The following is a 19970-nucleotide window of genomic DNA, read 5'->3' as shown; positions in this document are numbered from 1 at the left end:
GTATGAACAACAAATTGGTTTTAAAGGATTTGATAAATATCGGTATTTTCTCCGTGATTTATTTTGCCGGACTTTTTGTCATCGGAATGCCGCTGGGCTTTTTAGTTGTTACCTATTTGGCCTTTCCCTTTACGGTCAGCCTGCTTTTAGGCATTGCGGCGATGTTTTTGCTTGCAAAGGTACAAAAACCCTTCGGCCTCTTTATTTTCGCCGCCATACCCGGCTGTCTTATGACCCTTATGGGACACACCCCCGTCGTTGCCGTACACACGCTCATTGTCGCCGCCCTTGCCGAATTCGTTCGTAAACAAATCGGGTACAACACCGCAAAGGGCGGCATTGCAGGCTATTCGATAATGTCCCTGTGGCTTTGCGGCGCATTTTGGCAAATCTTTATCTTAAAAGAGCAATATTTTGCCCTCACCGAAAAGATGATGGGTACCGCCTATGCCGAAGAACTCACAAACCTTCCGTGGTGGATTATGCCTATTCTCTACGCTACCGCCTTTGCAGGCGGAATCCTCGGCGGACTTTTGGGTAAAAAGATTCTCAAAAAACATTTTGAAAAAGCCGGCTTGGTGTAAAGATTAAAAACGATGTTTTTTCGGGCGTGCCGGGTTGTCAAAAAAGTAACCGACTTTTTGACAACCCGGCCGCGCTTTGCGGGGCTGCCGGCATTTTTTCCGCCGATATGCGTCGTCAAAAATGCTGAGGTATATTTTTTGAAAAAAATATACCTCCCCCCTCCAATCGCTCACGCATAAGATAAAAAACGGGAAATTAAAATGCACAGTCAAAATATAAAACTTACCCTTGACCCCAGAACAAAGATTTTTTTAGTACTGGCAATGGGCGTATCGATAACCCTTTCCGTACCCGTGTATGCGGAAGTTTTAAGCGCCCTGCTGTTAGCCTTTTTGTTTTTAACGAACGGACAGGCCCGTACCGCGCTGAAGTTGATGTTGTTTTTTTTATTTCTTGCGGGCCTTACTTATTTGCCTGAAAACATTCCCGGCGTTACAAGCGTTATCTTACCGGTTTGCTTTATGGTACGCCGCTTTATGATGCCCATTGTCGCCGGAAAATACCTTATCGATTCCACTCCCGTAGGTCTTTTAATAAACGCCCTTGAAAAATTAAAACTGCCGTATTCGCTTGTTATAACCGTTGCGGTTATGTTCCGCTTTTTTCCCACTTTAAAAGAAGAATTCGCACATATAAAAAACGCAATGAAAATGCGCGGTATCGGCCTTAATGCGGCAAACGTTATGCGAAAGCCCCTGCTTACCCTCGAATACGTTATGGTACCCCTTTTGTCTTCGGCGTCCCGCATAGGAGACGAACTTGCGGCGGCAGGACACACAAAGGGGGTCGATGCCCCCGGAAAAAAAGTCCGCTATAAAACCGCCCGCTTTATGCTTGCCGATGTTTTTATTTTTTTCTATATTGTCGCAGTGTTTGTCGCTGCGGCGGGAACAAGGATGTATATATGGTAAACTCCGCCGTCGATATTCAAAACATTTTTTTTGCATACGGTTCCGCCGTCCGTTCCGCCGCCTCAAACGGTGAAACCGCCGCTTTAGACGCCGCGACGGGTACATCCAGTGCCATCGACGGCATATCCCTTTCGGTACAAAAAGGTGAATGCGTTTTACTTACCGGCATATCGGGCTGCGGAAAAACAAGTCTTTTACGGGCGGTAAACGGCTTGATTCCCAATTATTATGAAGGAAAACTGTCGGGCGAAATCAGGCTTTTTAGCGAAAACAGCACGGGAAAACCGATCTACGATATTTCAAAAACGGTTGCAACCGTTTTTCAAAATCCCAAATCCCAGTTTTTTAATTTGGATACGACATCCGAAATTGTATTTGCCCTCGAAAATACGGGTACGGCTTTTGAAAAAATGCGCGAACGCTTGGATTTTGTGTCGAAATTCTTACATATAGAACACTTGCTCGACCGCAACATTTTTAACCTCTCCGGCGGCGAAAAACAAATGATAGCGATTGCCTCGGCCCTCGCATCCGATACCGATATTCTTTTATTCGATGAGCCCACTTCGAATTTGGATTTATACTATATCGAAAAAATAGCGGACGTACTGCGTTTTTTAAAAGAAGCGGGTAAAACCCTTATTATCAGCGAGCACCGCCTGTATTTTCTTAAAGATATAATCGACCGCGCTTTTTTAATTAAAGACGGAAAAATTGCGCAATCCTTTACCCGTAAAGAATTTGCAGCTTTAAGCGGAAAAAAACGCAAAGAGCTTTTGCTCCGTCCCGTCAGTATAAACGAACGCACGTTTGAGTGTCCTGCCGACGAACGAATGCGCCCGCTTTGTCCGCCTTCAACGGCCCCTCTTTCTTCGGTAAAATCGTCTTCTTTACATATCGAACAATTGTCTTACCGTTTCCCGAAAGATAAGCGGGATTTTTTAGATGTCCGTAATTTGCAGCTTGATTTCGGTAAAATTATCGCGCTTACGGGAAAAAACGGACAGGGCAAAAGCACCCTTGCCCAATGTCTTACCGGTTTGTTAAAAAGCCGCACCGATGAAGTTTTTATCGACGGAAAAAAAACAAAGGCCGCACAGCGCCTTAAAATTTCGTATATGGTTTTGCAGGATGTCGGCTATCAGCTTTTTACCGAAAGCGTTGCAGACGAAATAGAGCTGGGCAAAAACAAACCGCGCAGCAGTACGCAAACCGCTCCGATTTTTACAACCGAAGAGATTTTACAAAAAATGAATTTAAGCGAAGTAAAGGAACGTCATCCGTTAAGCTTATCCGGCGGACAAAAACAGCGCGTTTCGATAGGCGCTGCTGTCGGTTCGGGTGCACATATTATCATTATGGACGAGCCGACTTCGGGGATGGACTATTTCCATATGAAAGAAACCGCCCGTCTTATCAATTCCATACGTTCTCCTGAAAACCTGATTTTAATTATCAGCCATGACTTTGAATTTTTAAGCCTTGTCGCCGATGAAGTCGTTCTTATGGAAAAAGGCGGTATTGCCTGTCACGGAGCCTTTGACAATAAAGAAGCCGAACGCTTATTCAACTTATTAAAAAACGGATAAACGTTATTGGGCAAAAAATTATTCGTAATCTATTACAATTTCTTCCGCTTTGATTTTACGTGCAATTTCATATACTTGTTTTTGAATTTCAAGTGAAAGGTTCGGATTATTTTCCGGCAACCCCGTATAAGGTACGCCTAAATAAAAAATATCTCCGCCTTTAAAGATACCTCGCAGTTCACCCTGAATGATATCAAAACAAACGCGGGTAAAATCCGTAATTGCCGAAGTCAATATAACTGACGAATTTTCCGAAACACTTCCTGCAAAGTACTTATCGTAATAAAATCCGACCGTCCACGCCGTTTTCCCCGCACGATTGTTTGTTTTTGCCTCATTGATAACAAAATCATAACAGCTGAAAATTACGTTTACGCCTCGCTCATACAAGGTTTGTGCAATATAGCGTTCTTGGATATCCGGATAATCGTTTCTGTATACAATATTTTCTTGATTTATTTCTATGTTTGTTCCCAAACAGTCGTTTGCATAGCGGATACCCTGCTGCCACCCCTTGTCGTATTGTGCATCCGAAAACCAATCCTGAGCCCACCCGATAAAGCCGAAACTTCCCTTTTGCACATGCAGCGCTGCGGCTGCTCCTGCCAAAAAAGCGGCTTCCGCCTCTGAAAAAATAATATGCGTTACATTTTGCCCGTCTTTAAAATCTTCGGAGGGAAAATTTTCGGGTTTTGCAGTATGGAAAATAATAAATTTTGTGCCGGGGTATTGCGATTGGAATTCAAGGACGATATCCGAAAATCGATCGGGGCAAAAAACCATATCACATCCGTTTTTTAGCAACTTTTCCAGTGATGTATTATTGGTTTTTCGGTCATTTCCGGATATGACATACTGTGTTTTTATGCCTAATCCCTTTTCAGCCAGTTTTAAGCCTTCCCATACGGGCCGGTCAAACCATGCATCATCGATATTCGTTCCGTTACTTATCATTGCGGCAGTAAATGCTTTGTTTTGTTTTTTTTCAGTCTTTTTTATATCTTGTCGGAATAAGTCCTTATATTCGTTTTCCGTAAGCATCCGCACGGGAGAAGCTATAATTGATTTTTTTTCTTTATTGTTTACCAATGTTATTTTGTCTATAAAAATATCAGTTTCGTATAGACTCTCTTTGGGGATACCCGTAAAAACGATTTTATAATATCGTTCATAAAATTTTCGCAATTCCGTTTGCGTAAGCGGCACTGCCGGCGGTTTTATATGTGAAGCTTCATAATAGCGAACGGCCGACCCGAGATGCTTGCCGTCCGCATTATACAAGGCAAAGTTTATTTCGTAATCCGGAAAAAAAAACGAATCTTCCCAACCTAAGCTTCCGTCGGTTTTTGCAGCTTGATTTTTTAATTCGGTGTAAGTATCGAGTGCCGCTTTATCGGGAAAAACCGAAACATAGTATGTCAGTGTTATAAAATTTTCCCCGCTCATTTCGGGGCGCGGTACATAGGTATATACGGCAAATTCATTATGCATAAAATTTTTTATCTGTAATTGAACGGAAATCCAGTCGACTTTTTTTGCCCTTTGCAATGCTTGTATTTTTTTCAAAGTTTGTTTGTTTCCGTTTTTATTAAAAGCTTTAGTATAAAAACCCATTGCCGCCGCCGTATCATTATTTTCTTCCGCGATTTGTGCATGTGCAATATCTATAGCCGTTATAAGATTTTGTTTCCCGTTCGGAGTGAGCTTAACGGATAGCGCATTGAACAATTCGAGCAATGCTTCGCATGCGGCAATGTGCGATTCTATTTGTGCATAACTGTAATTTTTTGAAAACATTCCTTCTACTACGGCAGTTTCAACATTTACGACTTTTACACTCAGGTTGTATTTTTGTCCTATATTCGTTAAATCTCCTAAAATCAAGTATTTTGCATTTTTTAATTTTCCTAAAATCAAAGCATCGTTTTCATCGAAAAATGCTTGTTCCGATTCTTTTTGAACCTGTGTAATCATATTAAGGTCGGCACGCTCAACAAGAGTAATGGCCGAATATTTTTTTATTCCTGCCGTAAAATATTTATGCGTAAGCGCGCACAGTTGAGCATCGTTTTCGGAAAATTTCGACTTTAATCTAAAGTCAACAGCAACCGTATATTCGGAACCGTCCGCCCCCGCATAAAGAGAGCCTGTGTGTGCTTTCGGTGTGCCGACTTCGGTTGTAGTACATGCCGCCAGCAGCAAAGTACATATGCTTAAAAGCGTCAACAAATGCACAGCCGAAAAGCGGCAAAATATTATACATCCGATTTTTTTATCTTTCATGGTTATCTCCGATATTGTTCAAAATTATTCAAACACCAAAAAGCTTTTTTCTATATCCGTTTCCAACTGCCTAAAAGCTTTGTGCCGCGCACCCTCCAAAGTATACGATAAAACTTTTTGTCCTTTTTTTGCGTATGAATAAAAAATACCTTCTTGATTTTTAATTGCCGCTTGCACCGAAGGAATAATTGCGATTAACTCACCGCTTTTTTCTTCCAAACGGACATGAGCGGTTAAAACATAGCGGGCCGTTTTTATATCGTCCGTTACGGGAAAACCGAATGCGGCAAGCGTTTTAGTAAACTGCATTGCTATACGGTCTTTTTGATCGTTTTCGGTTTGTATATGTATGGGTGAACTTTGTGCCGCTTCATAAATCGCAAAGGGTACTGCCGTGCGTATTGTCTGGATATGATTGTAAAGTGCAGCGCTTGCCGGATTCAGGGCATGGGCAAAAATAAATTTTTCGTTAAAGCGGTTGCACAAAATTTCTGTTTTTTTTAAACCCATTATTTTTGTAAAGCTGTCTTTTTCAGTTAAAGCTTTATCGTACAAACGCACGATTTCCGCTTCCAAAGCGGAAAGTTCCGGTCCGAGCCGAATCCATGCTTTTTGCTTATCTATTACGGCGGCACTGAACCATACGTTCTTTTTTTTGTCATAGAACGGCTTTTCATAGACAATGCCGGAAAAAACGGCTTTTGAAAAAAGACGGACTCTTGAATCGATACTTTTATCGGCGGAAAAACCGCCGTTTTCCTCCGACATTTTTATCTCGGAAAAAGTTTCCCGTGAAATTTCGGTACTAAAAAATTGAGCTATGTATGCTGCGGCGTCGTTTTCGGCTTCCTGTTGATTTTTACCGCTTCCGATCAGTGCGATAAACCTGTTTTCCGGATATACGGATTTTATATCGGTAAGCCATTCGGGCGTTTTTTCCGTTTGTTTCGAAGTTGCACACGAAAAAAATAAAATCATAAAAAAGGATGTATACAACGGAACGAAAAAAATAAAAAAGCTTTTTTTCATATTCAAAAATATCCTTAATAAAATTCATACTATCAATAAATTATTATTCTTTCAATATAAGGCGGCAGATTACGGCTTAAAAGACCGGTTTTCGGACAAGGATGTCTTTTTTTTCGGATAAAAATATCGTATATTTATAATATGAATATGTACGATTCTATTGCCGCCAATTACGAACGGATTTTCCCGCTTGAAAAAGAAAAAACCGCCTTTGTGCAAAGTTTTTTTGCACCCGGCGCCCGAGTTTTTGATGCAGGCTGTGCGACAGGCGAGCTTGCTTTTGAACTGTGCAAAGCCGGCTATAAAACGGTCGGCGTCGATTTAAATACCGCTATGATTGTGCGCGCACAAAAAGCTGCAAAAGAGGCGGTTCGCCGTTTTTGCGCCGAACAAGCACCCGAATTTTATACCGCCGATATGCGCTCTTTAAGCACGTTCGGAATCTTTGATGCGGTTTTGTGTTTCGGCAATACCCTCGTACATCTCGAAAACAAAGATGAAGTATCTGCTTTTTTTTCTTCCGTGTATAAAAATCTTGCCTGCGGCGGTACCTTTATTTTTCAAATATTGAATTACGATATAATTCTTGCCGAACAAAAAGTCGATTTTAAAACAATCGAAACCGCCGATTTTATCTTTAAAAGAAAATACGAATTTCCTTCGGGCGAAAAAATCGGCTTTGTTATCGAATTTACCGATAAACTCCGAAACCGAACGTTTTGCGAGCGCACCCTTCTTTTACCGCTAAAGCAAAAAGAAATATACGATTTTTTAAAAAGTACGGGCTTTGCGGATATGCACGCATATTCCGATTTCCGGCGTACAAAAAGCGATATGCGCGAATTTGCAACAATTTACACGGCACAAAAATAACGCAGGCTGCAGCCTCTTTATTGCCGTATCTTACAATTTTGTGTATAATACAGGTATATTCCGAAAGAGGTGAATTATGATTAAAGCAGCAACTATTGCCGGTTCCGACGCTTCCGGCGGTGCCGGTTTGGAAGCGGATTTAAAAACATTTGAAGAATACGGCGTATACGGTATGGCCGCCGTTACTCTGATTGCGACAATGGATCCGCACAATAATTGGGCGCATGCGGTTTTTCCCCTTGAAGAAAAAGTGCTGCGCGCGCAGCTGGAAACGATTTTTGCGGGTATAGGACCCGATGCCGTTAAAACGGGAATGCTCGGCAGCTCCTATGCGATAGAACTTGCGCGCGAATACATAAGTGCGCACAAAAACCGTACCTATGTTTTGGATCCGGTTATGGTGTGTAAGGGGGCGGGAGAAGCTTTGCATCCGGAATTAAACCGCGATCTTGAAAAAAAACTGCTGCCCCTGTGTACTGTGGTTACGCCGAATCTGTTTGAAGCTGCGCAGCTTGCCGGTACGGATGAAATCACTACAAAAGAACAAATGGAAACGGCGGCGCGCATTATTGCGGATAAGGGAGCGAAAAACGTTTTTATAAAAGGCGGTTCCAAGCTTGCCGCAGCTTCCGGCTTATCCTGCGCTTCGGATCTTTTTTACGACGGTACATCGGCCGAATTTATAGAAAGCCCGCTTATTGCAACCGAATGGACACACGGAGCCGGCTGTACGGTTGCCGCCGCCGTTACCGCAGGTCTTGCGCGCTCTTTTTCCGTGCGTGAAGCGGTTTTACTTGCCAAAAAATTTATTACGGAAAGCTTAAGCGCATCTTTTCAATTGAATCGATGGGTCGGCCCGGGCAATCCTTCCGCATGGCGTAAAGCTTTTTAATGCTGCGCCCCCTTCCGGGTAAAAGCAGGTGTGCAAAGATGCATAATTATATACTGAAAATACTGTTGCTAAAATACGTGCATGAATATCGGAAAAACTTTGCGCCGCATCCGTTTAAAAAAAGGCATATCCAAAAATGAATTATGTTCCAGAGCGGGCTTAAACAAAGGATATGTATATCGCTTGGAAAATGATCTTATCAGTCCGACCTTTTCAACCTTGGAAAAAGTTTCGATTGCACTGGAAGAAAGTCTGTCTGATATAATAAAATTATCGGAAACCGAAAGCGTACACAGCTTGTACGGCGATGTTGTGTCTGCCCGGCCGGTTTGGGGCAGTGCTGCCGATTCCTCGCAAGAATAATTTCCTCATTAATATTTTCACCTATAGTTTTACCTGTTTTTAAACACATACCTTTATCTTGATATTTTATGAATTTTGCTATAATCTCTTATTCATAACACTATTGTATTCACCAAAGGATAGAATTATGGAAACAAAAAGTACTGTAAAAGCGGCGGAAAGAAAATCGCGGTACAGATACGGTTCGGTAATGCTTATTACGGCTTTAGCCGTTGTACCGGCATTAACCGTTGGTATCTTTAACTATATTCGCGCATTGAATGAAAGTTATGCAAATTACAATCTAAAAATGAATGAAAAAGTTTACGGGATAGACACCCATGTAAATGATTTAATTGAAAATTTAAAGGATTTGAATACGGCGCTTGTCCGTACCGAACCGATTGTACAAGCCGACGGAAAAATCACTTCTTATGTAAATCTGAAAGCCGAAACGCCCGAAAATACGGTTCGTATGCTGCCGGAACGTTTCGGAAAAGAAGAGCGGGCGCTGTACGATATGTTTCAAAAGTTTGTAGAAGCGTTTCCGTCCGTTACGTATTTAACCGTCGGCACCGAAAGTGACGGCGGGATTCTTATGTATCCGGTAAAAGATCGTGCGGCAGGTTATGATGTTCGTACTCGAAGTTGGTATAAAAATTGTGCGTTAAGCGCAAACCGCCAAGTACTTTCCGACCTCTATATTTCTTCCGCAAATGAATTATCCCTTGAAATTACCGATAAAATACTTGACGGCGACAAACTGAAAGGCGTTTTATCCACTTCCGTAGATTTGTCGTATCTTAAAGAAGTCGTTCAAAATACAAGTATCGGAGAAACGGGTTACATTATCATAGTAGATAAAAACGATACGGTTATAGCGCATCCGAAAAAAGATGAGCTTGTAGGAAAAAGTATAGATGAACAAGCGCTTTATGCGTCCGCTTTAAAAAACGGTATGCAAAAACATATACGCGGCAGTATTTCCGGCGTAAAATATGTGTTGTGCAGTACCGAATCCCCCAATTCGCAGTTGGGATGGAAGTATATTTCCGTTATTGAACAAAAAGAATTCGAATCGATCGGCCGCAGGGTGTTACGGAATCTTATTATAACCCTTATCTGCATTTTGCTGTTTTGTATTCCGGTTGTATGGTTGGTTCTCAAATACTTTATTAAGCCGCTTGAAAAAATCGTTGCGGTTTTGCGCGACATTGCTCAAGGGGAAGGCGATTTAACGGTGCGTTTGCCGCTTTCCGGTATTTCGGAAATCGTTAATATTGCCCGCTATTTTAACGAAACGATGGAAAAAATTAGGACGGCAATTAAAACCGTCGGTACGAATGCCGATATGATGCAGGAAATCGGCGGCGAACTGGCAAGCAATATGACGCAAACCGCCAGTGCCGTAAATGAAATAACTGCAAATATTGAAGGTGTAAAACAGCAAGTAGTGACCCAAGCCGCCAGTGTGTCGGAAACGTCGGCGACCGTTGAAGAAATTATGCATACGATACAGCAGCTTAACGAAAGCATCGAAATGCAGGCGGCAAGCGTCGCTCAATCTTCTTCGGCGATAGAACAGATGGTTGCAAATATCGGTTCTATTTCTCAAACGCTTGAAAAAACCGACGGTGTGATTAAAACGCTTGCAACCGCAACTTCCGACGGCAAGGATACGATTGCAACGGCCGGCGGCGTTACTCAGCGGATTGCCGAAGAGTCGGGAAGCCTTTTGGAAGCTTCAAGCGTTATTCAGCATATTGCAAGTCAAACCAATCTTTTGGCGATGAATGCCGCTATTGAAGCCGCTCATGCCGGAGAAGCCGGCAAAGGCTTTGCGGTTGTTGCCGATGAAATAAGAAAACTTGCGGAAGAATCAAGTTCGCAGGGTAAAACGATTACCGCAACATTAAAAGTTCTCAGCGGTGAAATAGAGCTTTTATCGGCAGCGGCAAAAACCGTTGAAGAAAAGTTTACGACGATTTTCACCTTATCCGAGCAAGTTAAAATGATGAGTAATCAATTAACCGAAGCGATGCGAGAGCAGGGCAGTGCAAGCCGTGAAGTTTTAACCGCTATACGGGATATTAACAGGGTAACGGTTGAAGTTTCCGACGGTTCTGCCGAAATGATGACCGGCGGGCGGAATGCTGCCCAAGAAGTGGATAAGCTTGACAGCCTGACGCAAATGATTACGAACAGTATGAGTGAAATGTCTGCCGGATCCAACGAAATCAATAAAGCGGTGCAGGAAGTTCGTGAAATTACACAAAAAAATAAAGAAAGCATAAATAATCTTGCCGCCGAAGTAAAGAAGTTTAAAGTATAAGCTCCTTGCACGGACAAAGGGTAAAAATCGAATTTTTATGTTTGTCCGTGCATGAGAACTCTAGTAATTTTATTTCCGATTTTATATAGTATTCATAACATTTTTATAGGAGACAAAAATGGTATATTCTGCAGAAGTGGAACACATGTGCCCTTTAGCGAAGGCCGCCTGTCATGGTCCGGCGCCTATTCCCGAAGAAGGAAAGTGGGTTCAGGCAAAAGAGGTAAAGGACATATCGGGCTTTACCCACGGTATCGGCTGGTGCGCCCCTCAACAAGGAGCTTGCAAGCTTACATTGAATGTCAAGGACGGAGTCATTCATGAAGCTTTGGTGGAAACAATCGGTTGTTCGGGTATGACCCATTCGGCGGCTATGGCTTGCGAGATTCTTATCGGTAAAACGATTATCGAAGCTTTGAATACCGACTTGGTATGCGACGCAATCAATACGGCGATGCGCGAATTGTTTTTGCAAATCGTATACGGACGAACTCAGTCGGCATTCAGCGACGGCGGCTTGGTTATCGGTGCTTCCCTTGAGGATTTAGGTAAGGGCTTGCGCTCGCAAGTAGGAACGATGTTTGCCACATCAAAAACCGGCCCGCGCTACTTGGAAATGGCCGAAGGCTATGTCGAAAAGGTTGCAGTCGATAAGGACGGCGCCGTTATCGGTTATAAGTTTATTCATTTCGGAAAAATGATGGATTTTATTAAAAACGGCGACGATCCTGCAACTGCTATGGAAAAAGCGCGCGGACAATACGGACGCACAACCGAAGAGCAGGGTGCGGTTAAATTGATTGATCCGAGAAAGGAGTAACATATGGCCGAAAAAATAACATTTGAAAGCTACGAGCGCCGTATCGATAAGGTAACTAAGGTTTTAAAAGAAAACGGCATCGCCTCGCTGGAAGAAGCAAAAGAGATTTGTGAAAAAATCGGAATAAATCCCTATAAAACGGTTGAAGAAACTCAACCCATCGCTTTTGAAAACGCAAAATGGGCCTATGTATGCGGAGCGGCCATTGCAATTAAAAAAGGCTGTAAAACGGCCGATGCCGCCGCCGAGGCTATCGGTATAGGGCTGCAAGCATTTTGCATACCCGGTTCCGTCGCCGAAGACCGCAAAGTCGGTTTGGGACACGGAAACCTTGCAGCCCGCCTTTTGCGCGAAGAAACAAAGTGTTTTTGCTTTTTGGCGGGACACGAATCTTTTGCCGCCGCCGAAGGAGCCATTAAAATTGCTGCAAAGGCCGATAAGGTTCGTAAAGAACCCCTGCGTTGTATTTTAAACGGCTTAGGAAAGGATGCCGCGCAAATTATCAGCCGCATTAACGGCTTTACCTATGTACAAACAAAGTTCGATTATTATACTGGAGAATTGAAAATCGTTAAAGAAATTCCTTATTCTTCCGGCGAACGCGCAAAGGTAAAATGCTACGGCGTTGACGATGTTCGCGAGGGTGTCGCGGTTATGCACTGCGAAGGCGTTGACGTTTCCATTACCGGAAACTCGACAAACCCGACGCGCTTTCAGCACCCCGTTGCCGGTACGTATAAAAAAGAATGCAACGAAAAAGGTAAAAAATACTTTTCCGTAGCTTCCGGCGGCGGCACGGGACGTACCCTGCATCCGGACAATATGGCTGCCGGCCCCGCATCTTACGGTATGACCGATACGATGGGACGTATGCATTCGGACGCCCAGTTTGCCGGCTCTTCGTCGGTACCCGCCCATGTTGAAATGATGGGTTTTTTAGGCATGGGCAATAACCCGATGGTAGGCGCTTCGGTTGCCGTTGCCGTAGACGTTGCTCAGGCGATGAATAAATAAGTTACAGCTCTATGTACGGGAATGTGTTTTCACAAACGATTTCCGTACATACGGTAAAACAGTCGGGCGGATGCCTCTGCCGAAACCCCGCAAACCGCGTGATACCGGCGTAAGGTAATCGAAAATCCGCTTTAGAGTAAGGAGGCTATATGAATAAGTGTCTTAAAATCGGTATTATCGGCGCCGGACGTATCGGCAAACTTCATGCCTCAAATTTGGCGAGGCGGATTTCAAAGGCAAAACCGGTTGCCCTTTCCGATATAAACAAAAAAGAAGCACAAAAGCTTGCCCGCTTACTCGATATACCGGCCGTCTATGACGATTATAAAGAAATTTTAGCGGATCCTGCAATTGAAGCGGTGTTTATCTGCTCTTCAACCGATACCCATTCGGAAATTTCAATGGAAGCCGCTAAAGCCGGAAAACATATTTTTTGTGAAAAACCCATCGATTATGACATACATAAAATAAAATCGGTACTTGACATTGTTAAAAAAAAAGGCGTTAAATATCAAGTAGGATTTAATCAGCGGTTTGACCCTGATTATTGCCGTATTAAAAAAGCCGTATCATCGGGAGAACTCGGACAGCTTCGTATTATAAAAATCACATCCCGGGATCCGGCTCCGCCGCCGATTGAATATATAAAGACTTCCGGCGGCATTTATGCAGATATGACAATTCATGATTTCGACATGATGCGTTATCTTTGCGGCAGTGAAATTACGGAGGTTAGCGCAGCGGGTGCGTGCTTGGTTGATCCGGCTATCGGAAAAGCGGGCGATGCGGATACCTGCGTCGTTACTCTTCGGTTTGCAAACGGAAGCTTGGGTATTATCGATAATTGCCGTCAATCTTCATACGGTTATGACCAGAGAATAGAAGTGTTCGGTTCGAAAGGTCAAATAATTGCCGATAATCTTAAGCAAAACAATACCGTCTTGTATAACGGTAGCGGTATAAGACAGGAAAAGTTATTGCATTTCTTTTTGGAACGCTATCGCGACTCCTATATTCGGGAAGCCGAGGAATTTGTCGATGCATGCCTGAATAACACCGATGTTTTTGTCGGTGCCTATGACGGCTTACAGTCGGTTTTGGTTGCACTTGCAGCTCAAAAATCACATAATATGGGCGGAATGCCCGTAAAGGTTGGAGAACAGTAATTATGGATTACGCACAGGAATCATTACGCCGCCACGGTCAGTGGAAGGGCAAGATTGAAGTTACGGTAAAAGTTCCGGTAGGAACAAAAGAGGATTTGTCGTTGGCATATACGCCGGGAGTCGCACAGCCTTGTTTGGAAATTCAAAAAGACATAAACAAAAGCTACGAATTAACCCGCCGCCACAACCTCTGTCTTGTCGTAACCGACGGAACGGCCGTTTTGGGTTTGGGCGATATAGGCCCTGAAGCGGGAATGCCCGTTATGGAAGGAAAATGCGTTTTGTTCAAAGCATTCGGCGCAGTGGACGCGTTTCCCTTGTGTATAAAAAGCAAAGACGTTGATGAAATCGTCAATACGATTTATTTAATATCCGGCAGTTTCGGCGGCGTAAACCTTGAAGATATTGCAGCTCCGCGTTGTTTTGAAATCGAGCGCAAACTTAAAGAAAAATGCGACATCCCCATTTTTCACGACGACCAGCACGGAACGGCCGTCGTTACCCTTGCAGGTCTTTTAAATGCGATTAAAATAGTCGGCAAAAAGAAAGAACAAGTGCGCATCGTCGTAAACGGAGCGGGGGCTGCCGCCGTGTCGATTACAAAACTCTTGTTATCCTGCGGTTTTAATAATGTGATTTTATGCGACCGCAAGGGCGCTATTTACGAGGGGCGTACCGACGGCATGAACTGGATAAAAGAAGAAATGGCAAAGGTTACGAATAAGGAAAAAAAACAAGGCAGCCTTGCCGATGTGCTTGCAGGAGCCGACGTGTTTATCGGCGTCAGCGCGCCGGGAACCCTAACCCCCGAAATGGTTAAAACAATGAATAAGGACCCGATTGTGTTTGCGTGTGCGAACCCCACCCCCGAAATCTTCCCCGACGAAGCGAAAAAGGGCGGGGCGGCGGTTGTTGCAACCGGAAGAAGCGATTTTCCGAACCAAATCAACAACGTCCTTGCCTTTCCCGGCATATTCCGCGGAACCTTCGACGTGCGTGCAAGCGATATAAACGATGAAATGAAAATCGCCGCCGCCTATGCGTTGGCAGATCTTATTTCGGATAAAGATTTGAATCCCGACTACATTATTCCCGCCGCCTTCGATGAACGGGTTGCCGATGCGGTTGCCTATGCCGTGCGTGAAGCGGCGAAAAAAAGCGGAGTAGCTCGGATATAAGGAAAAAATATAAGGTAAAAACCGTTTAAAAGCGGATTAAAAAACGATACTGTTTTATGCGCCGATTAATTTCGTATTTAATCGGCGTTTTTTTATAAAAAAACCGGCCGTTGCGGCCGGGTAGGTTTTTACCGGTTAGCTCCCCCGCGCAGGCTTGAACTGCGGACCCACAGATTAACAGTCTGTTGCTCTGCCAACTGAGCTACAGGGGAAAGTAGATATAATCTACACTAAAAAGAAAATTGTGTCAATAGCTTTGCCGGCTTCTTTCGGATTTAAAATATCGCTTTGATATGTCCGTGTTTTTTGACAAGTGCCGATAACTCTTATGGTTTATTCGAATAATTGGCCGGGAGCGATTTTTAAAACGGTACACGCTTTTTCCAAAAATGCGATGGAAGCATTGCAGCCCTTTGTTTCTATATGGGCGACAAGACTTGCGGATACGCCGCAGAGTTCGGCAAAACGGTTTTGAGTTAGCCCCGAACGTTTGCGGTATTTTTTTATGTTTTTTGCCAATATTTCACGTATCATTATTTTTATAAGGTGCATAAAAACACCTCAGCTATCATATCATATATTTCTGATAAAGTACAGAGCACAGCGGCCGCGTAATAACGGATTTTATGAATAACCGAACTGCTGCATTATCTTTGCCTGCATACCCTTGTTTTTCGTCATCTTTTTCATCATCAAACGTGTTTTTTCAAACTGTTTGATAAGGCGGTTTACTTCGGCAACCGAAGTGCCCGAACCGCGTGCTATACGTTTGCGCCGTGAAGGTCCGATAATCAAATGGTTGGCGCGCTCCTTTTTTGTCATCGAACGGATTATGGCTTCTTGTGTTTTTAAACCGCTGGTATCTATGTTTTGATCCCGCATTTGACCGGCCAAACCGGGCATCATTTCCAATAAGGATTCGATGGGTCCCATTTTTTTTACTTGTTGAAGCTGGTCAAGCATATCTTCAAGAGTAAATTCGTTTGAAGCCATCTTTTTTTGCAGTTTTTCGGCCTCTTTAAGGTCCATTGTTTCTTGCGCTTTTTCTACAAGGGATACGACATCACCCATGCCGAGTATGCGTCCCGCAATACGTTCGGGATGAAAAACTTCAAAATCTTCTATTTTTTCGCCCGTACCGATAAATAAAATCGGCTTGCCGGTTACGCTTTTAAGCGAAAGGGCGGCGCCCCCTCTGGCATCCGAGTCGAATTTGGTTAATATGATACCCGTTAAGCCGAGCCGTTCATCGAATGTTTTTGCAATATCAACCGCGTTTTGTCCCGTCATAGAATCGGCAACCAAAATAACTTCACTCGGTACAAGCGATTGTTTTATATCGGCTATTTCATTCATCATCGAATCGTCGATTTGCATACGGCCGGCGGTATCTATGATAAGGGTATCAAAACCGTTTTTTTGTGCAAAGATTTTTGCATTTTTTGCAATACGTATCGAATCCTTCGGAGTTCCCGGCAGATTTATATCTTCTTTATATACGGGAACTTCAATTTTATCGGCCATAATGCACAATTGCTGTATTGCTGCCGGACGGACAAGATCGCATGCCGCCAAAACAGGTTTACGGCCGTCTTTTTTTAAACGGGCGGCAAGCTTTACCGCCGAAGTTGTTTTTCCGGAACCTTGCAAACCCAAAAATAAAATAACGGATTGAGTGTCGGGGCCTTTTAAGTGCAAATCGGTTTTGCTGTCGCCGAGCAGGGCGGTAATTTTATCGTGAACGATTTTTATAAATTGCTGACCCGGATCCACAGCGCGCAAAACTTTTTCGCCCTTTGCTTCTTCTATAGTGCTGTTGACAAAGCGGCGCACTACACGTAAGTTTACGTCGGCTTCGAGTAAAGCCATTTTTATTGAATCGACCGTTTCTTCAATATTTTTTTCGGTAATAACCGATTTACCGCTTAGGTTGCGGATAATACCGGAAAAGGTATCCGTTATTTTTTCAAGCATACATCTACCTCAACAGCTCTATAAGAAAATCGAGCGGTTTTATTTCTTTATTCAATATGCGGTATAAACCGCTGCAAATAGGCAGTTTAATATTTAATTTGCGGCTTATTTCCTGTACATATTTACAGGCAACCGCACCTTCGGGAAGATAGCCGATTTCGCTTATGCGCGCAATGAGATTTTCCAAGTCCGAAAAGGGATCTAAAATATTTTGAAGTATAATATCGCGCCCGAAGCGGCGGTTACGTCCGTATTTTGAACGGCAGGTTACTTCCAAATCGCCCACGCCTGCAATTGACGTAAAGGTTTCGGCATGAGTTGCCCCCATTGCAAAACCGAGCGTTTGTATTTCATTTAAGCCGGCCGCCAAAAGCAGGGATTCGGTATTATCGCCGAACATGTTCGACTGTTCCGCTATTGCGTCAAGACAGCCGAAAATAACGGCAATAATGTTTTTTGCCGCGGCGCATATTTGTACACCGACAACGTCTAAACTTGAAAATACCATAAGGCCGGGAACTTTCATCAATTCTCTAAATCGAATTGAGTTTTTCGGATTTTCACTTGCGGCGATAAGACCGGTTAATTTTCCCTGTGCGACTTCTTCTGCATGACTGGGGCCCGAAATGTAAACAAGATTTTTATGGTATGCAAAGGGCAGTACGGTTTCCAAAACGTCAAGAATAAGCTTGGCGCCGCTGTCGGTGGGAATAAAACCTTTGGTTAAAACTCCTATACAAGTCGAACCGTTTACGATGGACGGAATGTCTACAATTTGAGCAACGGTACGCGCAAGGTACAGTGAAGGTGAAGACAAAATTAAAAAATCTTTGTCGCTGGCGGCTTGTTTTATGTCGGCCGTTGCATGGAGCTTGAGGGACAACGGGATTCCTTTTAAATACTTTGTGTTTTCATGCTCGTAATTAACGGCGCTCACAACTTCTTCTTCAAGCGCCCACATTTGTACATCGTGCCCTCCGGAGGCAAGAATATGAGCCATTGCCGTTCCCCATGCGCCTCCGCCTATAATACCGATAGTTTTTCCGTTCATTACAATCTCCGCCCTATATCCATTTGTTCATGTGCTCATCTTTCCACGGTATAATTTCATCCGGTTTAAAAAAAAGTGCGATTTCCCTTTCGGCATTTTTCGGACTGTCCGAAGCGTGGATAATGTTCAATCCCGTGTGAATACAGTAATCGCCCCTGATAGTTCCGGGCGAAGCTTCCGCCGGATTTGTCGCACCGACAAGTTTACGCATTAAAGCGACACAATTGTCGCCTTCCCATACCATCGCCAAAACCGGCGCGGAGGTAACGTAGGAAATCAAGCCGGGGAAAAAAGGTTTTTTCCGGTGTTCGGAGTAATGTTGCTGCGCCAATTCCTGACTGAGTTTCATAAGCTTTACCGCCGTTAAATTAAGTCCCTTTCGTTCCAAGCGCCCGATAATTTCCCCTACAATTCGGCGGTTCATTGCACCCGGCTTCAACATTACAAAACATCGTTCATTCATTGTGTGTTTCCTCTAAAAACATAATAGTGACTTCCATATATTATAACGATTTATAAAATCTTGAGCAAGACGGAAAAAGAAAATTACAACCGGCGATATACGTTCGGAAAAAAATCGAATTCAAGTGCAAAAACTTGTTTTGTGGGAAAAATTAGGATATAATGTTTAAAAAGAAAACATCCTGTTTTCTTTTTAACTTAAGTTTTGCTTCGCAAAACTTGTTACCTAAAGCTTTTCTGCACATCCGTGGTGGAATAGGAGGGCAAGTTATGAGTACTGCAAATAGAAAGTACAAAGATTCTGTCTTTGTTGATTTGTTCGCAGAAGATGAAAAAGCAAAAGAAAACTTTTTATCGCTTTATAATGCCTTGCATGGGACAAATCTACCGCTTTCTTGTCCTGTAGAAAACATAAGGCTTGATAATGTCATGTATATGAACATAATAAACGATGTTTCTTGCCTTGTGGACGGTAAAATCATAGTGTTGGCTGAACACCAGTCCACCATAAACGAAAATATGCCTTTACGCTTTTTGCAGTATATCGCTCGGCTCTACGAAAAACTGCAAGCTCCGACAGACAGGTATCTGAGAAAGCTGTCAAAAATACCCGCGCCTGAGTTCTATGTTTTCTACAATGGCACAGATGATTATCCTGAAACCGCAATTCTAAAACTCTCCGATGCCTTTATTACAAAGCCTGAACAGATACCGCTGGAACTTGAAGTAAAGGTATTTAACATAAACAAGAATAAGGGAGCGGAAGTATTAAGCCGCTGTAAACCGCTTGAAGAATACAGTCTTTTTGTAGAAGAAGTACGAAAGCAAATGCAGCTCGACAGCGAAAACGGCTTTACCAATGCGGTAAAAATATGTATAGAAAAGGGAATTTTAAAAGACTACTTACAAAGAAAATCACGGGAGGTAATAAATATGTTGGTAGCAGAATATGATTATGATACGGACATTGCCGTACAGCGTGCAGAAGCAAGCAGAATAGCTTTTGCTGAAGGAATTGAGCAAGGGTTCTCCGACGGCTCTTACCAAAAAGCTCTTGAAACGGCAAAACTTATGAAACAAGCAAATTGTGAGCTTGACTTTATTATGCAAATGACAAGACTTTCCAAAGAAGAAATAGAAAAACTGTAACAAAGTGCGAAGTACAAATGCCGAAGTTCAAAGTGTGAATGTCGAAGTGCGAATGTCAAAGTTCAAAGTTCGCCCCTCGCACTTTCCCCAAAAAAACAAATTACAAAAAACTTTTCCAAAAACTTGTTATTCTCAAAAACTTGAACTATAATGTATAGTATGAAGGACAAAATAAACCGCTTAAACAGTACAATAAAGGGTTCTCAAAAAAGTTCGGAAAAACGGCAAAAGTACTTGACACGGTACCGCATCCTCGCGCAAAATTCACAGCTTCACAGCTTCACAGCTTCACAGCTTCACAGCTTCACAGCTTCACAGCT

At 43.1% G+C, this 19970-nt stretch carries 18 protein-coding genes and 1 tRNA gene; 12 read left to right on the top strand and 7 right to left on the bottom strand.

Annotation, left to right across the window (positions count from 1 at the left end):
• The first annotated feature begins 2 nt into the window (after window positions 1-2).
• The 3 genes from H0R92_RS13655 to H0R92_RS13645 all read left to right on the top strand — a co-directional run bounded on the left by H0R92_RS13655 (window position 3) and on the right by H0R92_RS13645 (window position 3085).
• The gene (locus H0R92_RS13655) at window positions 3-584 is read left to right on the top strand and encodes an MptD family putative ECF transporter S component (RefSeq protein ID WP_432966105.1); all 582 of its coding nucleotides are present in this window, start codon (window positions 3-5) and stop codon (window positions 582-584) included.
• 201 nt (window positions 585-785) lie between these two features.
• Complete coding sequence (locus H0R92_RS13650; protein ID WP_432966102.1) at window positions 786-1496, top strand: energy-coupling factor transporter transmembrane component T; 711 nt, start codon at window positions 786-788, stop codon at window positions 1494-1496.
• Window positions 1490-3085, top strand: coding sequence for an ABC transporter ATP-binding protein (locus H0R92_RS13645; RefSeq protein ID WP_432966099.1), 1596 nt, complete (start codon window positions 1490-1492; stop codon window positions 3083-3085). Before H0R92_RS13650 ends, H0R92_RS13645 begins: the two co-directional genes overlap by 7 nt.
• Before the next feature lie 18 nt (window positions 3086-3103).
• Here the strand turns inward: H0R92_RS13645 and H0R92_RS13640 are convergent, their stop codons facing one another.
• Window positions 3104-5368 (bottom strand): BMP family ABC transporter substrate-binding protein, encoded by a 2265-nt coding sequence (locus H0R92_RS13640; protein WP_432966096.1) that lies wholly within the window; start codon window positions 5366-5368, stop codon window positions 3104-3106.
• Window positions 5369-5392: 24 nt separating this feature from the next.
• Window positions 5393-6346, bottom strand: coding sequence for a hypothetical protein (locus H0R92_RS13635; protein WP_432966093.1), 954 nt, complete (start codon window positions 6344-6346; stop codon window positions 5393-5395).
• Window positions 6347-6538: 192 nt separating this feature from the next.
• On the opposite strand from H0R92_RS13635, the gene H0R92_RS13630 reads away from it, so the two are divergent.
• The 8 genes from H0R92_RS13630 (at window position 6539) to H0R92_RS13595 (ending at window position 15014) form a co-directional block, all read left to right on the top strand.
• Window positions 6539-7270 (top strand): class I SAM-dependent methyltransferase, encoded by a 732-nt coding sequence (locus tag H0R92_RS13630; protein WP_432966090.1) that lies wholly within the window; start codon window positions 6539-6541, stop codon window positions 7268-7270.
• Window positions 7271-7346: 76 nt separating this feature from the next.
• Window positions 7347-8162, top strand: coding sequence for a bifunctional hydroxymethylpyrimidine kinase/phosphomethylpyrimidine kinase (thiD, locus tag H0R92_RS13625; protein WP_432966087.1), 816 nt, complete (start codon window positions 7347-7349; stop codon window positions 8160-8162).
• An 81-nt stretch (window positions 8163-8243) separates the two neighbouring features.
• A complete protein-coding gene (locus H0R92_RS13620) occupies window positions 8244-8525 on the top strand; it encodes a helix-turn-helix domain-containing protein (RefSeq protein WP_432966084.1) in 282 nt (93 codons plus the stop codon).
• 127 nt (window positions 8526-8652) lie between these two features.
• Window positions 8653-10836, top strand: coding sequence for a methyl-accepting chemotaxis protein (locus H0R92_RS13615; protein ID WP_432966081.1), 2184 nt, complete (start codon window positions 8653-8655; stop codon window positions 10834-10836).
• Window positions 10837-10954: 118 nt separating this feature from the next.
• Window positions 10955-11656 carry an iron-sulfur cluster assembly scaffold protein gene (locus H0R92_RS13610; protein ID WP_432966078.1) on the top strand — a complete coding sequence of 234 codons (702 nt, stop codon included), beginning with the start codon at window positions 10955-10957 and terminating at the stop codon, window positions 11654-11656.
• 3 nt (window positions 11657-11659) lie between these two features.
• Window positions 11660-12670 (top strand): GGGtGRT protein, encoded by a 1011-nt coding sequence (locus H0R92_RS13605; protein ID WP_432966075.1) that lies wholly within the window; start codon window positions 11660-11662, stop codon window positions 12668-12670.
• A gap of 149 nt (window positions 12671-12819) precedes the next feature.
• Window positions 12820-13836, top strand: coding sequence for an inositol 2-dehydrogenase (gene iolG / locus H0R92_RS13600; protein ID WP_432966072.1), 1017 nt, complete (start codon window positions 12820-12822; stop codon window positions 13834-13836).
• Window positions 13837-13838: 2 nt separating this feature from the next.
• Complete coding sequence (locus H0R92_RS13595) at window positions 13839-15014, top strand: NAD(P)-dependent malic enzyme (RefSeq protein ID WP_432966070.1); 1176 nt, start codon at window positions 13839-13841, stop codon at window positions 15012-15014.
• Window positions 15015-15153: 139 nt separating this feature from the next.
• Here H0R92_RS13595 and H0R92_RS13590 read toward each other — a convergent pair.
• The 5 genes from H0R92_RS13590 to ndk form a co-directional block, all read right to left on the bottom strand.
• Window positions 15154-15226: transfer RNA gene (locus tag H0R92_RS13590), tRNA-Asn, on the bottom strand.
• 121 nt (window positions 15227-15347) lie between these two features.
• Window positions 15348-15566: a helix-turn-helix domain-containing protein gene (locus H0R92_RS13585; protein WP_432966067.1), complete on the bottom strand. Its 219-nt coding sequence runs from the start codon at window positions 15564-15566 to the stop codon at window positions 15348-15350.
• A 72-nt stretch (window positions 15567-15638) separates the two neighbouring features.
• On the bottom strand, window positions 15639-16988 hold the full coding sequence (gene ffh, locus H0R92_RS13580; RefSeq protein WP_432966064.1) for a signal recognition particle protein: 1350 nt from the start codon (window positions 16986-16988) through the stop codon (window positions 15639-15641).
• A gap of 4 nt (window positions 16989-16992) precedes the next feature.
• Entirely contained in the window at window positions 16993-18039 is a 1047-nt protein-coding gene (locus tag H0R92_RS13575) for an NAD(P)H-dependent glycerol-3-phosphate dehydrogenase (RefSeq protein ID WP_432966061.1), read from the bottom strand.
• A gap of 13 nt (window positions 18040-18052) precedes the next feature.
• Entirely contained in the window at window positions 18053-18502 is a 450-nt protein-coding gene (gene ndk, locus H0R92_RS13570; RefSeq protein WP_432966058.1) for a nucleoside-diphosphate kinase, read from the bottom strand.
• A gap of 269 nt (window positions 18503-18771) precedes the next feature.
• On the opposite strand from ndk, the gene H0R92_RS13565 reads away from it, so the two are divergent.
• A complete protein-coding gene (locus H0R92_RS13565) occupies window positions 18772-19650 on the top strand; it encodes an Rpn family recombination-promoting nuclease/putative transposase (RefSeq protein WP_432966055.1) in 879 nt (292 codons plus the stop codon).
• Window positions 19651-19970: the final 320 nt, after the last annotated feature.

Origin of the sequence: Treponema sp. OMZ 840, from assembly GCF_050937815.1 — a bacterium.
GTDB lineage: Bacteria > Spirochaetota > Spirochaetia > Treponematales > Treponemataceae > Treponema_C.
The sequence above is the reverse complement of the archived record's forward strand: the minus strand, read 5'-3'. Positions and strand labels throughout refer to the sequence as shown.

What these genes read in the sequence shown, in the direction of transcription:
- ndk (WP_432966058.1), bottom strand. Translation starts at nt 18,502, where the DNA reads ATGAATGAACGATGTTTTGTAATGTTGAAGCCGGGTGCAATGAACCGC.
- H0R92_RS13620 (WP_432966084.1), top strand. Translation starts at nt 8,244, where the DNA reads ATGAATATCGGAAAAACTTTGCGCCGCATCCGTTTAAAAAAAGGCATA.
- H0R92_RS13585 (WP_432966067.1), bottom strand. Translation starts at nt 15,566, where the DNA reads ATGCACCTTATAAAAATAATGATACGTGAAATATTGGCAAAAAACATA.
- H0R92_RS13575 (WP_432966061.1), bottom strand. Translation starts at nt 18,039, where the DNA reads ATGAACGGAAAAACTATCGGTATTATAGGCGGAGGCGCATGGGGAACG.
- H0R92_RS13640 (WP_432966096.1), bottom strand. Translation starts at nt 5,368, where the DNA reads ATGAAAGATAAAAAAATCGGATGTATAATATTTTGCCGCTTTTCGGCT.
- H0R92_RS13565 (WP_432966055.1), top strand. Translation starts at nt 18,772, where the DNA reads ATGAGTACTGCAAATAGAAAGTACAAAGATTCTGTCTTTGTTGATTTG.
- iolG (WP_432966072.1), top strand. Translation starts at nt 12,820, where the DNA reads ATGAATAAGTGTCTTAAAATCGGTATTATCGGCGCCGGACGTATCGGC.
- H0R92_RS13605 (WP_432966075.1), top strand. Translation starts at nt 11,660, where the DNA reads ATGGCCGAAAAAATAACATTTGAAAGCTACGAGCGCCGTATCGATAAG.
- H0R92_RS13610 (WP_432966078.1), top strand. Translation starts at nt 10,955, where the DNA reads ATGGTATATTCTGCAGAAGTGGAACACATGTGCCCTTTAGCGAAGGCC.
- H0R92_RS13650 (WP_432966102.1), top strand. Translation starts at nt 786, where the DNA reads ATGCACAGTCAAAATATAAAACTTACCCTTGACCCCAGAACAAAGATT.
- H0R92_RS13655 (WP_432966105.1), top strand. Translation starts at nt 3, where the DNA reads ATGAACAACAAATTGGTTTTAAAGGATTTGATAAATATCGGTATTTTC.
- H0R92_RS13630 (WP_432966090.1), top strand. Translation starts at nt 6,539, where the DNA reads ATGAATATGTACGATTCTATTGCCGCCAATTACGAACGGATTTTCCCG.
- H0R92_RS13635 (WP_432966093.1), bottom strand. Translation starts at nt 6,346, where the DNA reads ATGATTTTATTTTTTTCGTGTGCAACTTCGAAACAAACGGAAAAAACG.
- thiD (WP_432966087.1), top strand. Translation starts at nt 7,347, where the DNA reads ATGATTAAAGCAGCAACTATTGCCGGTTCCGACGCTTCCGGCGGTGCC.
- H0R92_RS13645 (WP_432966099.1), top strand. Translation starts at nt 1,490, where the DNA reads ATGGTAAACTCCGCCGTCGATATTCAAAACATTTTTTTTGCATACGGT.
- H0R92_RS13595 (WP_432966070.1), top strand. Translation starts at nt 13,839, where the DNA reads ATGGATTACGCACAGGAATCATTACGCCGCCACGGTCAGTGGAAGGGC.
- H0R92_RS13615 (WP_432966081.1), top strand. Translation starts at nt 8,653, where the DNA reads ATGGAAACAAAAAGTACTGTAAAAGCGGCGGAAAGAAAATCGCGGTAC.
- ffh (WP_432966064.1), bottom strand. Translation starts at nt 16,988, where the DNA reads ATGCTTGAAAAAATAACGGATACCTTTTCCGGTATTATCCGCAACCTA.